The 14,673-nt window shown below is 42.2% G+C and carries 14 protein-coding genes; 7 read left to right on the top strand and 7 right to left on the bottom strand.

What is annotated here, in order from left to right:
- On the top strand, positions 1 to 743 hold a 743-nt coding region (locus tag ACKI5J_RS00130), incomplete at its 5' end, for a glycoside hydrolase family 32 protein (protein ID WP_407425296.1).
- 210 nt (positions 744 to 953) lie between these two features.
- Here the strand turns inward: ACKI5J_RS00130 and ACKI5J_RS00125 are convergent.
- Genes ACKI5J_RS00125 through ACKI5J_RS00115 form a run of 3 tightly spaced genes read right to left on the bottom strand, consistent with a single transcriptional unit; the run spans position 954 to position 3,765 of the window.
- Positions 954 to 2,348: an NAD(P)(+) transhydrogenase (Re/Si-specific) subunit beta gene (locus ACKI5J_RS00125; protein ID WP_407425294.1), complete on the bottom strand. Its 1,395-nt coding sequence runs from the start codon at positions 2,346 to 2,348 to the stop codon at positions 954 to 956.
- Positions 2,345 to 2,632 (bottom strand): NAD(P) transhydrogenase subunit alpha, encoded by a 288-nt coding sequence (locus ACKI5J_RS00120; RefSeq protein WP_407425292.1) that lies wholly within the window; start codon positions 2,630 to 2,632, stop codon positions 2,345 to 2,347. The genes ACKI5J_RS00125 and ACKI5J_RS00120 overlap by 4 nt, the downstream gene beginning before the upstream one ends.
- Positions 2,629 to 3,765, bottom strand: a complete 1,137-nt coding sequence (locus ACKI5J_RS00115; RefSeq protein WP_407425290.1) for a Re/Si-specific NAD(P)(+) transhydrogenase subunit alpha — start codon at positions 3,763 to 3,765, stop codon at positions 2,629 to 2,631. The genes ACKI5J_RS00120 and ACKI5J_RS00115 overlap by 4 nt, the downstream gene beginning before the upstream one ends.
- Before the next feature lie 258 nt (positions 3,766 to 4,023).
- Between ACKI5J_RS00115 and ACKI5J_RS00110 the strand changes: the two genes are divergently transcribed.
- Positions 4,024 to 4,362: a zinc ribbon domain-containing protein YjdM gene (locus ACKI5J_RS00110; RefSeq protein WP_407425288.1), complete on the top strand. Its 339-nt coding sequence runs from the start codon at positions 4,024 to 4,026 to the stop codon at positions 4,360 to 4,362.
- A gap of 100 nt (positions 4,363 to 4,462) precedes the next feature.
- Here ACKI5J_RS00110 and ACKI5J_RS00105 read toward each other — a convergent pair whose 3' ends face one another.
- On the bottom strand, positions 4,463 to 4,996 hold the full coding sequence (locus ACKI5J_RS00105; RefSeq protein ID WP_407425286.1) for a dihydrofolate reductase family protein: 534 nt from the start codon (positions 4,994 to 4,996) through the stop codon (positions 4,463 to 4,465).
- A gap of 62 nt (positions 4,997 to 5,058) precedes the next feature.
- Complete coding sequence (locus ACKI5J_RS00100; RefSeq protein WP_407425284.1) at positions 5,059 to 5,541, bottom strand: helix-turn-helix domain-containing protein; 483 nt, start codon at positions 5,539 to 5,541, stop codon at positions 5,059 to 5,061.
- 16 nt (positions 5,542 to 5,557) lie between these two features.
- On the opposite strand from ACKI5J_RS00100, the gene ACKI5J_RS00095 reads away from it, so the two are divergent.
- The gene (locus ACKI5J_RS00095) at positions 5,558 to 6,262 is read left to right on the top strand and encodes a hypothetical protein (protein WP_407425282.1); all 705 of its coding nucleotides are present in this window, start codon (positions 5,558 to 5,560) and stop codon (positions 6,260 to 6,262) included.
- A 76-nt stretch (positions 6,263 to 6,338) separates the two neighbouring features.
- Here ACKI5J_RS00095 and ACKI5J_RS00090 read toward each other — a convergent pair whose 3' ends face one another.
- Entirely contained in the window at positions 6,339 to 7,904 is a 1,566-nt protein-coding gene (locus tag ACKI5J_RS00090) for a carboxylesterase/lipase family protein (protein ID WP_407425280.1), read from the bottom strand.
- Between the two features lie 365 nt (positions 7,905 to 8,269).
- On the opposite strand from ACKI5J_RS00090, the gene ACKI5J_RS00085 reads away from it, so the two are divergent.
- From ACKI5J_RS00085 to ACKI5J_RS00075, 3 genes are read left to right on the top strand one after another with little or no spacing between them, the layout of a single operon-like run.
- A complete protein-coding gene (locus ACKI5J_RS00085) occupies positions 8,270 to 9,094 on the top strand; it encodes an alpha/beta hydrolase (RefSeq protein WP_407425278.1) in 825 nt (274 codons plus the stop codon).
- A 19-nt stretch (positions 9,095 to 9,113) separates the two neighbouring features.
- The gene (locus tag ACKI5J_RS00080; RefSeq protein ID WP_407425276.1) at positions 9,114 to 10,295 is read left to right on the top strand and encodes a copper amine oxidase; all 1,182 of its coding nucleotides are present in this window, start codon (positions 9,114 to 9,116) and stop codon (positions 10,293 to 10,295) included.
- 44 nt (positions 10,296 to 10,339) lie between these two features.
- A complete protein-coding gene (locus ACKI5J_RS00075) occupies positions 10,340 to 11,206 on the top strand; it encodes a hypothetical protein (protein ID WP_407425274.1) in 867 nt (288 codons plus the stop codon).
- 21 nt (positions 11,207 to 11,227) lie between these two features.
- Here ACKI5J_RS00075 and ACKI5J_RS00070 read toward each other — a convergent pair whose 3' ends face one another.
- Positions 11,228 to 12,460 carry an ROK family transcriptional regulator gene (locus ACKI5J_RS00070; RefSeq protein WP_407425272.1) on the bottom strand — a complete coding sequence of 411 codons (1,233 nt, stop codon included), beginning with the start codon at positions 12,458 to 12,460 and terminating at the stop codon, positions 11,228 to 11,230.
- A gap of 359 nt (positions 12,461 to 12,819) precedes the next feature.
- Between ACKI5J_RS00070 and ACKI5J_RS00065 the strand changes: the two genes are divergently transcribed.
- The gene (locus ACKI5J_RS00065) at positions 12,820 to 14,658 is read left to right on the top strand and encodes an FAD-dependent oxidoreductase (protein ID WP_407425270.1); all 1,839 of its coding nucleotides are present in this window, start codon (positions 12,820 to 12,822) and stop codon (positions 14,656 to 14,658) included.
- The last annotated feature ends 15 nt before the right edge of the window (positions 14,659 to 14,673 follow it).

The following is a 14,673-nucleotide window of genomic DNA, read 5'->3' as shown; positions in this document are numbered from 1 at the left end:
CGCAGTACTTCACGGGAGACTTTGATGGTAAGACGTTTGTTCCGCATTCTACGGAAACCAGGTGGCTTGACTATGGAACTGATAATTACGCAGGAGTAACCTGGTCTAATACAGGAAACAGAAAAGTATTTATCGGATGGATGAATAACTGGCAGTACGCGAATGTTGTTCCAACGGTCGAGTGGAGAGGTGCAACGACTATGGCGAGAGAGTTAAGCCTTGCAACGGTAAATGGAGAAGCTCATTTGGTGTCTTCTCCTGTTAAGGAGTTCGAAAAGATAACAAGGTTAACATACTCAAAAGAAAATATAAATAGCGCAAGAGAAATAGATCTGTCCACCAACCTTAAAAAGCTGAACGGCACTTTTAGGTTGGACGTATCTTTTGAAAATAAGGAAAATTTCCAGATCGTCCTTTCTAATAAAAGTGGTGAAGAGTTAAGGATCGGATATGAAAAAGATTCTAATCGATATTTTATCGACCGGAGCAAGGCAGGTAAGTCTGATTTCGAAAAAGGTTTTGCAAAAAAACATTTTGCACCTCGGATATCTTCATCAGAGCGAATTGATTTGAGCATCTATTTTGATTCTGCTTCTGCTGAGGTTTTTGTAGATAATGGTTTAAATGTATTTACCGATGTCTACTTTCCGGAGAACCAAATGGACCAGCTTAAAATTGAAACAAACAATAAAGCTACTGTAGGCCAGATAAAACTTTACGATATTAAGGCTATCTGGAGATAGTATGTAGATAAAATCAAGAGGCTTTAGCGTATAAAAACTTGTGGAAAATCCTATTACTCTTGAAGTAATAGGATTTATTTTTGTCGTTAGTAGAATTCTGCATGGAATGAATTAACCCCAGTAGATGGTTAACGTGCAAGAGTATCGAGAGCATAGGCACGACAAGCTGATGGTCCTACGCCTCGGAAGACGTCAGCTCGAAATTCTGTATTACTTGAGCTCTTTCAACTCGCTTACCACTTTAGACATAGAGGATTTTGCATCTCCGAATAACATCAAACAGTTTGGAAAGCCGAACAGTTCGTTCTCGATACCCGCATAACCGGCATTCATACTCCGTTTAGATACAATTACTGTACGGGCTTTGTCAACATTTAATATCGGCATGCCGTAAATAGGGCTTTGCGGATTGCTACGGGCAGCAGGATTTACTACATCATTAGCACCAATTATTAATGCGATGTCCGTATTAGCGAATTCGTCATTAATGTTGTCCATTTCAATCAACTTGTCGTAAGGGATATTTGCTTCTGCAAGAAGTACATTCATGTGCCCTGGCATGCGTCCTGCAACAGGGTGAATCGCGAATTTCACATCGATATTTCTTTTTTCTAATAGGTCGGTTAATTCTCTTACCACATGTTGGGCTTGTGCTACCGCCATTCCATAACCTGGAACAATGATAACGGACGAAGCTGAATCAAAAAGCATAGCTGTTTCTTCAACACCTACTTCTTTGGTCACTATTTCCTGCTCACTTTTTGAAGAAGAACCAACGGTTTGTCCAAAGCCTCCTAACAAGACGTTTGCTAAAGAACGGTTCATTGCTTTACACATAATTTGCGTAAGAATAATGCCAGAGGTTCCAACCAGTGCACCGGCGATAATTAATACCTGGTTGTTTAATATGAAGCCCGTTGCACATGCTGCGATACCGGAGTAGGAGTTAAGCAGAGAAATCACTACTGGCATATCGGCACCACCGATAGGAATTACTATTAATACGCCTAAAACTAGTGCAAGAATTAACAGCGAGAACATCCAGACTTCGCTATTCGGACTGGAAACCATCATTGCCGAGAAAATGATAATCGCAATTAAAAAAAGTGCGTTTAAAAAGTGTTGCCCTTTGAATGTAACTGACCCTCCGTTTATTAATCCTTTTAGTTTGCCAAAAGCTACCATGGATCCCGTGAAAGTAACCGAGCCGATGATCACACTTAAGGCTACGGTTACGGCAACAATTGGATCCATGGTTAGGGCAGTATCATGTGCTAACTTCCAGTATTCTGATGTTGCGACGAGCACGGAAGACGCGCCGCCAAACCCATTTAGCAGCGCCACCATCTCGGGCATCTGTGTCATTTCTACTTTCTGTGCGATGTACAAGCCTACAGCAGATCCGATCAGGATAGTGACGAAAATTTCAGTAAAACTTAATACATTCTTGTCCAGAAGCGTTATTAAAACGGCAATTAACATTGCAGCAGAACTAAGGGTATTTCCTTTACGAGCGGTGGTTGTTTTTCCGAGCATCTTGATACCTACAATGAATAGGACGGATGCTACCAAATAGGCTATTTTAATGATAATGTCTTGATTCATTTCTTCTTTTTAAACATCTGAAGCATTCTATCGGTAACTGCATAACCGCCAACTACATTTAGTGTAGCCAGAAAAAGTGCAGCTATTCCTAAAACTTTACTGGTCGACCACATATCCGGACCCGAGGCTACAATGGCCCCAACAATGGTAATTCCTGAAATGGCATTGGAGCCCGACATCAATGGCGTATGTAAAGTAGGAGGTATTTTTGCGATAAGTTCAAATCCGATGAAACTGGCCAACACCAGCACATAGAGTAGTACAATTAGATTTTCTGGGTTCATACTTTGTTTTTATTTAGTATTTCTTTGGTGAATTCGTGCACAATTTCAGCGTTATGGGTAATCAGCGAGCCTTTGGTAATTTCATCATCCATGTCCCATTTGAAATGTTCCTTATCTGCCAGGTGTAGCAATAAGGTGCTGATGTTTTTTGCGTAGAGTTCACTGGCGTTGACAGCAACCAGTGCTGGTAGGTTAGCTTCGCCAACCAACGTAATTCCGTGTTTAATAATCGTTTTATTGAACTCGCTCAACTCACAATTACCCCCGCTTTCTACGGCCATATCAACAATTACTGAACCAGGTTTCATCGTTTTTACCATTTCTTCGGTAATCAGTAGCGGTGCTTTTTTCCCAATGACAAGAGCCGTAGTAATCACTATATCAGCTTCTGCTACATGTTTAGAAATAAGTTCCTTTTGCTTCTGCAAATACACCTCGGAAACTTCTGTAGCGTAGCCGCCTTCGGTTTGAACGCCATCTGCCTGTACCTGTAGAAAGCGTCCGCCGAGTGATTCTACCTGCTCCTTCGTTTCATCGCGCACATCGGTAACTTCTACAAGTGCGCCAAGGCGTTTAGCTGTCGCCACAGCTTGTAGGCCGGCAACCCCAGCACCGAAAATCAATACTCTTGCAGGAGTAATAGTGCCTGCAGCGGTCATCATTAATGGGAATATTTTACCTAATGCATTTGCGCCTAATAATACCGCTTTATATCCTGCTAAATTAGATTGCGAACTTAAGGCATCCATCTTTTGAGCGCGGGAAATTCGGGGAACTGCATCCATGGCGAAGGTGGATATCTTTTTTGCATTACAGGCTTCCACAATTTCCGGGATGGTGTAAGCATACATAAAAGAAATAATGACTGCGCCTTCTTTCAAAAGCAATACCTCTTCAAGAGAGGGTGCATTTACTTTTAGCAAAATCCTGGTATCGCCCAATAATGAGGTTCTGTCTTTTTCAATTACGGCGCCTGCTGCAACATAGGATGAGTCATAGAAACCACTCCCGTTTCCGGCAGTGGTTTCAACATGACATTTGAACCCTGCCTTGACCAGTGTTTTGACAACATCCGGAGTTAATGCCACCCTTTTTTCGGGATTTTTTTGCTCTTTAAGAACTGCTATCTTCAATGTGTTACGAATTAGTGTGTTTTTATAACCAGTTTATTAGGTAAGTATCTGCTTCTGAGTTTGATGCTTGTCAAAAGTAAGAGGAATGTCCATGCCGCAAAATGTTTTACATCATTTTTTTCGATATAGGGCGTGATTAGAATGTAGCCAAGCTATGGTGGCTAATCATTTTTAGTTGGCGGCGCGGTAAACGGTGATCAATCTTCCCTGGGAATCCTGGCAATTGTTACCTTTGCGCACGAACAATTTTGAATTTATATGAACGAACTAGCACCTTGCCCGATCTGTCAATCTCCTTATACTTATGAACTGGAAAACTTACTGGTTTGTCCGGAATGCGGACATGAATGGAAAGCTGCTGAAGAACAGGTTGGTGAGACCGCCTTTGTTGTAAAAGACAGCAACGGTAATGTGCTGGCCGATGGTGATTCAGTGATCACGATCAAAAACCTTCCGGTAAAAGGGAGCCCTAAATCCATTAAAGCTGGAACAAAGGTCAAGAATATTCGCCTGGTGGATAGCGACCATAACATCGATTGCAAGATCGAGGGCTTCGGTGCCATGGCACTCAAATCAGAATTTGTTAAAAAAGCCTGATCATCTTTTTGATGATCAGGTCTGCGCAAAAAATTGATGGCCGAATATTATGTTCGTGGAGAAACTGAATAAATCAGAATGGGTACTCCGATGATTGGAACTACTGTTTGATTTGGTATCTAAGCGACACTAATCCGGTCTCGTAAGTTTTGCATTCCAGCAATTCCAGTTTTGTCCTAGTGTCCTGATGGCGGAAGAGGGGGGTGCCTGCGCCGAGAAGAATCGGATGTACTGACAACCAGATCTCGTCTACTAAGCCCTCGTGCATTAGAGCGTCAGTGAGTGCTGCACCACCATAAAGCCAGATGTCTTTGCCAGGTTCTTCTTTTATTTTGCGGGCTTCGGTCATGCTGTTTTCTGATATCAGTACAGCGCCTTTTTTTACAGTCTCAAGGGTCTTTGAGAATATATATTCCTGTAAAGGCGGCATATCCGGAGCCATTTGGCCGTTGTTTTCACTGGCGTATTGCTGCGCTATCTCATAGCTTTTTCGACCGATAAAAATGGCATCGATGCGTGAATAGAATTCACTGAGTCCATAATCCTGATCGGTAAAGCACCAATCGTATTCTCCATTTGGGCCTTCAATAAAGCCATCCAATGTTACAGCTAATCCTAGAATTAATTTTCGCATGTTTTTGTTTTTGTGCTGCAAAATGCAATTAATCAGCTTACATTAATTGTATAAATCGGACATCAATATACGATATCGCTCGACTTGATCAACACGCCGGGTGTATATCCCGTGTACTCTTTGTAATCCCGTATGAAGTGCGCCTGGTCGAAGTACCTGCTTTCGTAAGCAATTTTCGTGAGGGAGTATGCTGGATATCGCTTGAGATGTTGCAGAGATTGGGTAAATCTGCTGACTCGCAGGTATTCTTTGGGGGATACGCCTACATACTGCTGAAATTTGCGAGAGAGCTGCCGTTGGCTTAGTCCGACTGTCTTAGCGAGTTGCCTTACTGTTAGGAATTCCCCGTTGAGTTTTGCCTGTTCCAAACAGGAGACGAGTTGTAGATCATCGTTGCTTTCGGCCATCTTCTCAGTGAGTAGCTGCTGAACGATGTTTACACGAGCTTGGTTATGATGGGCGTCGGCAAGCTTGCCTTCAATTTCGACAGCTTTGTCTTTCCAGATAGCTTCAAGTGCTACCACATTATCTGCCAAGATATACATAGGCAATTGGAAGAATGTGAAAAAACAGTTCAACTTAACAGTGCTTGCAGTTATCGTCTTAGGGATACTCACGGTTACATCGTGTAAAAAAGACAATGATGATCCCATCAAAGAGGGAGTAGAAAGATCGGAGATCATCTTAACAGAGGTTAGAGGAACTGGAGTAGAAGCGCATGGTGATCATTTTCATGGATTGGCGAATGCCGTAGAAGGCGAAAAGACTGTGATTAAATTCAACCAGCAGGGATCGGCTACTGCCAACGGTCATCTGCATTTAAAGGCTGATGCCATCTATAAAATGGAGTTAAAGGCCTGGGATTACGAAGGAAAGGAAGTTCAGAATAATTACATCGCCAGTCAGGCAGTTGCTGACCAGTACAAGGCCTTTTTGGTTGGCGGGAACCTTAAACTGAATGTGAATTCAACTAGTGAAAGCGGCGCCATATTTCAGCCAAGAGAATTGAAATATGGTGATGGTACAGATGTGACGGGTAGCGGCGGAATCGGCACAACAGGTATCATTAGCTACTTTACTGTTGGTCGCGATAATGAGGGTGCAGCTAAAGAGATTACTTATGTATTGAGAAAACTTGGCAGTGGCGTAAAAGCGACCGTTTCCAGGAACGACTGGAACCATAGTGATTATGCTAGCAAATTTGCTGGCGAAGATGTATTGAAATTAAAATTTGAGATACATGCTGAAAAGGGGCATAATCACTAGTTGGGTAATAACAGAGAGCTGGGTGGGTAGCTCTCTGTTATACTAAGCTATGATTAGACGGTATTTCATTTCGATGCTAATTAGCTGAGTCTTTTCCCTCGGATGTAAACCTCCATTGAAAGTATGAATCTAATACCTTAAGTGACTTTTCATCTGGAACAGGGCCGACATGTGAACTGGATTTTAGATACATTACTTTCGGGTTTGTAGGCTTGAACGCCGGCCACTCTGGTACTCCTTTTCCATTTGGGTTTCCATTCTTGGCAAAGTTTGTCCAGTAGGTACTGATGATTTCGGAGAGTTTGATGTCTGATGGAGATATATCTGGGTTCTTGTCATCCAGCGTCTGAAATACATAAGCAACGTCCTGGCCATGAGGCGAGCCTTGACCATATCTGGGGGAATTCTTCGGATACTCGGGGTGTTGGTCGAAATAATAGAGGTAAACGTTAGCTGGGCCCGTTTGCGACTGAAGCTTGGCCCAGATCCAGGTCTGCCAGCCGAAAGCTGCATCTCGACTCAGGTCACGGGCTGATTTGGGTATACCGTCTTTTGAAAGTGGATAGGCTGCTAATAACGGATCGGCGTATTTACCATAGCGTTTTTCGACGTTAGACCTAAACTCCTCAGGGTTCTTTTCGCGAGTGAAGCTAAGTCCTTCGTCTGAGTTATATCCGATCAGCACAGGCGTCGCGTTGTACTTCCCTTCTTTGTAAAGTTTGTATTGATCGTCTGGAAGAACATGACCATCAATGATCGGCCATGCTCCACCCATGTTCATCCCCATAGGCAGCTTTTCAGCATCCATTTCCCGCAAATTTGCCAGGGAAGCTGCATTTGTTGATTTTGCGTAAGCGAGGCCATCAGCTTCTGCTTGCTGAAGCGTTTTCATGTTTTCGCCGGGATATGTAGTGGCACGGGTAGGACCGAAGGAGCCGCCGCTCTGGGATATAGCACCGTGAAACAGGCCCTTGGCTAGAGGGGATGCGCAGAGCATGCTGACGGATATTCCTCCTGCCGACTCACCAAATATGGTGACTTTTCGCGGGTCACCGCCGAATGCTTCAATGTTTTTTTGTACCCATTTCAATCCTGCTATCTGATCGAGTAAGCCATAATTGCCGGATACTTTATTAGGATCTTCGGCGCTTAATTCCGGATGGGCCAGGAAACCCAGCTGACCGACGCGGTAGGGGACACTCACAACGATTACTCCCTTCCTGGCAAGGTTGGCACCTGTAGTGGTTGGATCTGCTGTCGATCCAAAGCTAAATCCGCCGCCGTATATCCATACCATGACCGGGAGCTTCTCTGTTGATGATTTGGCCGGTGTCCAGACATTCAGGTACAGGCAATCTTCGCTTTTTCCTGCTGCCGGATTTCCAGGCTGATAGGGGGAAGGAGCAAATTCGGTCGCTTGTTTTACGCCCTGCCATTTATTGGCTTGTTGGGGGGCTTTCCAGCGCAATGCCTTAACTGGTGGTGAGGCAAAGGGAACGCCTTTGAATACTGTTATACCACCTTCACTCTTACCTTGCAATATCCCTTGCTCGACCCTGACTTGAAGAGGGGCGGTTAAAGACTGGCCGTTTGTTAGTAGTGAGATCGATATCAGTAAAGTGCCTAAGATCTGAACTTTCATTGAATTAGTTTTAGGTTAGAGGGCAACTGCTACAGATGCAAGCACTTATACGTACTTGGCACTTATTATGCAATTTATCATTTAAACTTGAATAATGAAACTTATGCTAGGAGGATACACATATCTTTTATACAACATGGGCTCAAGCTTGATTTAGTGAATTGTTTATTATAAAAGATCAGGACTTCCTATGGAATTGTGACGAACCTTGAAAAGCCTAGTCACTTCAGTGAGGTCTTCCCCAAACATGTTAAATATAACGAACAAGTATTTTTAAAAAATATTAAAAAGATTTTTGTAGTTATGTAAACTATTTTAAATTTGGTAAGTGTTACTCGGCTGTCCTGGTTTAAATCATTGTTTATATGCGAATTTGTGTTGTACGAAAGTTGGTTTGCTTTATTTTGGCGCTGAGCTTTCTATGTGGTAGTGCAACATCTCAGGAGCTGAAAATCATCGGCTCGAAGTTTTTGAAGGAGCAAGATTCAGTTTTGATCTACAAGCCTCAATCCTTTACGACAGAGAAAACGTATCCTGTGCTCTATCTTTTACATGGCCATTCGGCTGATTTTCGGGCTTGGTCACGACTTGCCGATTTGCAATCTATTGCCGATAAGTACGGGTTTCTTATCATTTGTCCGGATGGGTTGAAAAAAAGCTGGTATTTCGACTCGCCACGACAGGATAGCTCACAGTATGAAAGTTTCTTTATTAAAGAACTAATGCCGGAAATAAATCAAGCCTACCCGATTGATAGACGTCAAGTCTTTATAAGCGGGGCGAGTATGGGCGGCTATGGGGCTTTATGGTTGTTTATTCGCTATCCAGAGCTGTTTTGCAGTGCGGGAAGTACATCAGGAGTTGTAAACCTTCGGCATTCCGGTTTTAAAAAAACGACTATTGCTGCTCATCTGGGTGAATATTCGGACCGTAATGCTGCGTTTGATGATTATTCTATTGTAAATAATATACACAAGCTGGCTGGAACGGGAAAGGCCTTTGTATTCGACTGTGGTACCGATGACTATCTGTATAAATCGAATAAAAGCCTTCGGGATAAATGTGATTCTTTAAAGCTTTCCGCTACTTATATTGCGCAACCAGGTGCACATACGGGGAGATATTGGTCTGCGACTTTATTACAGCACATGCATTTTTTTGCAAATCAAATTAAACACACTGTTGAATAGTAATTAAAAATTCGGTTACATGATGATAAAAGGAAAATACTTATTTGCTTGTATACTACAAGTTGGAATATTGGCAAGCCTCAAAGGTCAGGATTTGGGTAAGGAAAATCAGACGCGATTACTCCAAGCGGGAAGAGGCGAGATTGTGGAGTTGCCGGGTTTTTTGAGCGAGCAGATCAAAACGATAGACTATAAAAAAATTGTGATGCCTGGCCCGCAGTATATCATATCTGATGATCCGGAGTATATCCGCATCCCTGAGGCCATCGCTTTAAAGGAAAATGTTGAACCGGGTGCTGTTCGTCTCTATGTGTATAATGTGAATGGAGTAAAGGAGCCGGTGAAAATAGACAGGAAAATTACTGCCGTGATTAAGAATACTGGAAATAGTACTTTGAATCTTAAGATGCTTAAATATGTGTCTCAGAAACCAAGTACCAACTATTTTCAATTGGGTAAACAAGGTTTGGCCGATTATTTCGCAGCACAGCCTTCGGATAAGATTGTAAAGATAGCTCCCGGAAAAACAATAGCCATAGATCAGAAACTGGAACAGTACGTAGTCAAATATGACGAGCTTGTTCATGGGATCTATGAATTTGTTATTGATCAGCCCGCAGAAATTGCGGTTCTGCAAACTTCTCCATCCACGTCTGGGCCTGAGGCTTACAACAAGATTAAAACTATAGTTCCAACAGGGCATAAAAATGCAGGGAGAGGATTGTTCGGGGTGAGTAATTATAAAATTTTGAACAAAGAGTTACTGGACACCAAAAATGGTGTGAGCCAGTTAATTGTGGCGGATGGGAAAAGTGATCCCTGGGTGGTTGGAAAAGAAGGTGTGAGCGGACAGTTGTCTGAACTTGCTGGTAACTACGGTGTGATTTATGAAATTGAGCTGGATTGGAAAAGTACTGATGGAAAAGGCCTGGCCTTGCTGACATGGAACTCCCGAACGGATAATAAGTGGTGTAGTGGTATGGCTGCGAGTATGGTGATCAGCGAAGGGATTTTTGAGGATGGTATCGTTCAGCTTCCAAGCAATAAACTTACAACAAGAGGAGCTCCGGAAGCTATTTTGGTGCAGGTATTCAAGCCATCTAAAGATGGCAGCAAGCAGACTATTAAATTAAAATACTCTCCTCCCGGAGCTTCTTGTTTGCCTACACCTTTAATTTTTGTACCGGTTGATTTAAAGTAAACAAGTACGCCGTTTATACGAATGCTTTTTCTGAAGACTTAGATATGCCGAAGATTTTTTTAATTATAACGGGATTTGGGTTGCTATTCTCGTCCTGTTCTCCACATTCAAGGGGTTTGGAAAACGCTCCGGCAGACAGCTTTTATAGCGACGAGGTAAAGCCTGTGAGGGAAAGACCTTGTTTTGAAGGAGCCTATTATAGGAAACTTGTTTCTTCGGAGGATAGTTGGTTGGGGATTAGCGGTAAAGTGGTGTTGCCCAAGCTTCAGTTTGATGAAAGGCGTATTAATCCAAAAAAGCCAAAGCAATATCTTGACAATCCATCAATCTATCTTGGTGGACTTATGGGGGGCCAGGAGACTGACATCGGGTTGGCATGGGAGATAGTAAAGGATGATGATGGAAGTATTTCGGCAGAAAGAAAGGCTTTCAGGCCTTTTTTACGACGTACGGGTCATGTGTCTGGTCAGGCGGCTGTTTTTGAGAATGCACCTGCTAAAAAAGAATATTATTGGTATCCCGGAGAGGAGGTCTACATGTCTGTGAGGGTTATTGCTAATGGTAAGATTAGATTTATAGTGGAGGGAGCTGGTAAAAAGTTTGAGCGCGATTTCGAATGTGACGGCTATACGTTTGATTCAAAGGGCGAATTTAAGCGTGTGAATGCCATCGATCAGGTTGCAAATGAGGGTAAGCCTGTGCAGTCCACCGGAACCAAAGTTTTCGGGTCGGAATGGAAATCTACAAGCCTCTACAGAAGTATCAACAAAAATATCATAGAGGTGCCATTCCACAATGGAAGGTATACAGAAATGACTTGCCCGGGAAGGGCGAATTTTCGAGTTGTCGCAACTGAGGAACAAAGGAAAAGGGGAGCCGAAATACTTAGTATCAGTGGAAAGGGATTTTAGTTCTTTTTCACGCCTGAAATCTTATTTTAAGTTTAATAGTCGGTTCCTTACTAATAAGCATGCGCCGATAATCCCGGCCTGTTCTCCAAGTCCAGATACTTTTAGTTGAGTGTCGCCACTTACAAGACTAAGTGAATATTTATTAATGGCACTTTTTATAGGTAAGCGTATGTATTCTCCCGTAGTAGATAAGCTTCCCCCTAAAATTACCAGCTCTGGGTTGAAAATATTGATGAGCAATGCAATTCCCCTACCCAGTTTTTCACCGACACGAGCGATCAGGTCAATGGCCAGAACGTCATCATTTTGTGCAGCTTCCAAAATGTCTTGCATTTGGATATCTTCGATTTTGTCTGTTTTGATATTTTCGTTATTGAAGATGCCTGTAGAGGATCCCGCCTTTACTTTTTCCTTGAACATACGGGTCAATGCCCAACCTGACGCCTCTGTTTCCAGGCACCCTTTCTTCCCACAATTGCAAATAATCTCGTTATCAAAAATTGGAATATGGCCAAATTCTCCGGCAAAGCCCGATTTTCCGTAGTATAGCTGACTATTAATCATGACGCCCATTCCTAGCCCGTAATCCATATTAAGGAAAATGACGTTCTTTTCCTCTTTTACAACGCCCGAATTGAATTCTCCAAACGCCATAGCTCGGGAGTCGTTCTCTAAAAATGTTTTGATGCCCAATTCGTTTTCTACGGTTTTTGAAAGAGGCTCTTCATTAAAATGAAAAAAACTGTAACTGTAGCCCGTTGAATAATTAATCCTTCCTGATAAGTTGATACCCAGGCCGAGAATCTTCTCTTTGCTAACGCTGCTGCTTTTAATAAAATCCCTGATTAGCCTGATAAGTTCGTCCAGTGAGTTTTGAGCATTACTTAATACATAAGGGATGTTGTGCCTGGTTTCCCGAAGGTTCTTTTGCAGATCAGTCAAGCCTATGTTGATATGGCTTTGTTTAACATCTACTCCTAAAAAAAATACTGAATCAGCAATCATGCCGTACAGGTTAGGTTTTCTTCCGCCTGTGGATTCAACCTTTCCAAGATCTCTTACCAGTCCGTCCCCTATCAATTCACTCACCAAGTTGGTGACTTTTGGAGTGCTTAGACTGAGTTCCTTACAAAGATCCGCAATCGTGCAGTTTCCATTGTTGCACAGATAAGATATTGCGTTTTTCTTAAGCTGCATGTTCTTATAGGCAACACCGGAAATATTTTCGTCATTAAGTTCTTCAAAGAATGTCATAATACTTAATAAAGAATCTCTCTTTGTATTTATTTAAAATACAAAATTTGCTCAAATATATTTCAAATATCAACACCTACTAGAAGATATCGTAAATAATGCCAAAAAATTAAAAAGTTAAGGCATTTGTAATTTGGTAGAATTTTAGGGTTTTTGATTAGTAAATTTTATTAAATGTGCGTTATTTCGGTATTTTTTTCGATTGTAAGGTGCATTTATTAACGTTTTCCTAATTTTGAGGGCATTAATTATTGAACAGGATCTTATTTTATAATGTAATAGACGAAAACCTATTAAAAAATATTAAAAAGCTTTGTTCTATTATTAATAATAATTACATTCGTTTAATAGTACAACGTATGAATAAGAACCTCTATATATTTATCTCCGTTTTCCTTTGCTTGTTTACAAATGCGTCTGCACAGAAAGGCATAAATACCGATGTGCTTATCATAGGAGGTGGCGCCAGCGGTGTGACCGCAGCCATCCAATCTTCCCGGCTGGGCGCAAAAACTTTAGTTATCGAAGAAACGAACTGGCTGGGCGGGATGCTTACGTCTGCAGGGGTATCAGCTATCGATGGAAATCACCAGTTGCCCTCAGGTTTATGGGGTGAATTTCGTGAGGAACTGTATAAATACTATGGTGGGCCGGCTGCTGTTGAAACCGGCTGGGTAAGTAACACACTGTTTGAGCCTTCGGTTGGAAATCAGTTGTTAAAGAAGATGGCATCCGAAATTCCTTTGCTGGATATATGGTATCAGTCGCGTTTCGAAAGTATACAGAAAGATAGTACTGGATGGCTGGTAAAGGTGAGGAAAGGGAAAAATTTGCAGGTTGTCCATGCAAGAGTTCTTATTGATGCCACTGAGCTGGGGGATGTGATGGCTGCTTGCGGTGCAAGGTACGATATTGGGATGGATAGCAGACTGGTAAGTGGTGAAATTCAGGCTCCTGAAAAAGCAAACGACATCATCCAGGATCTTACTTATGTGGTGATCCTAAAAGACTTTGGTAAAGGAGCTGATAAAACCATCAGAAAACCTGCGGGTTATGACCCGGAACTTTTCAAACATTGCTGTGATGTCGCAGATCCTGCTGCGATCGATGCTACACCTCTAATAGACTGTTCCAAAATGATCACCTATGGTAAACTGCCCAACGGTAAGTACATGATTAACTGGCCTAAAGATGGGAACGACATCTACTTAAATATAATTGAAAAGAGTGATGCTGAGCGAAAGAAGGCTCTGGAAGAAGCTAAGCTGCATACCTTAAGGTTCTTGTATTACATGCAAACCGAACTAGGCTTCAAGTATTTAGGTATTGCGGATGAATTTCCAACGAAAGACAAGTTACCGATGATTCCATATCATCGTGAATCGAGACGAGTACATGGCCTGGTAAGGCTTACCCTTCCTTATGTGTCACAACCTTACGATCAAGAAAATGCGTTCTACCGTACCGGAGTTATTGTGGGAGATTATACCATAGACCATCATCATCTTAAGAACCCTGACGCACCGAAGATTGATTTTGTGAAAATAAAAGTACCATCCTATAATGTGCCACTTGGAGCATTGGTTCCGAAGGATTTAGATGGGTTAATTGTTGCGGAAAAGAGCATCAGTGTTTCCAATATTGTTGCTGGTGCTACGAGATTACAACCGGTGGTATTGGGAATTGGACAGGCTGCTGGTGCACTTGCTGCAGTTGCGGTAAAAAAAGATATCCAACCAAAGGACGTAAATATTAGGGACGTCCAACAGTTGTTATTGGATGGCAAAGCATATTTATTACCTTTTATAGATGTGAAACCGGAGAATGCTAGTTTCCAGGCTATTCAAAGGATTGGCGCTACCGGTATTTTGAGAGGAACCGGCATCTCTTATAAATGGGCTAATCAAACCTGGTTTTACCCAAATCATCCAATTAGCGAATATGAAATGGTGCAGGGGTTAAAGACCTATTACCCGGTAATTGATCACATACAGGGATCTGGGAAAGATATGGACGCCAAATTTTTCGCAGATCTGATTCATATGATCAATGCTAGTACGCCGATTAATTCTGTGTTGCAGTACCTGAAAAAAGAGGATGCACAAACGCTGACCCGTGAAGAAGTTGCTCTGGCGATAGACAGGTTTTTAAATCCGTTTCAGACGCCGATTGATTTCAATGGGAATCTATTGAAATAATTAAACTCAACTATT

The organism is Arcticibacter sp. (genome assembly GCF_045629565.1).
Classification (GTDB): Bacteria; Bacteroidota; Bacteroidia; order Sphingobacteriales; family Sphingobacteriaceae; genus Arcticibacter.
This window is presented reverse-complemented; position numbering and strand designations above follow the sequence as displayed.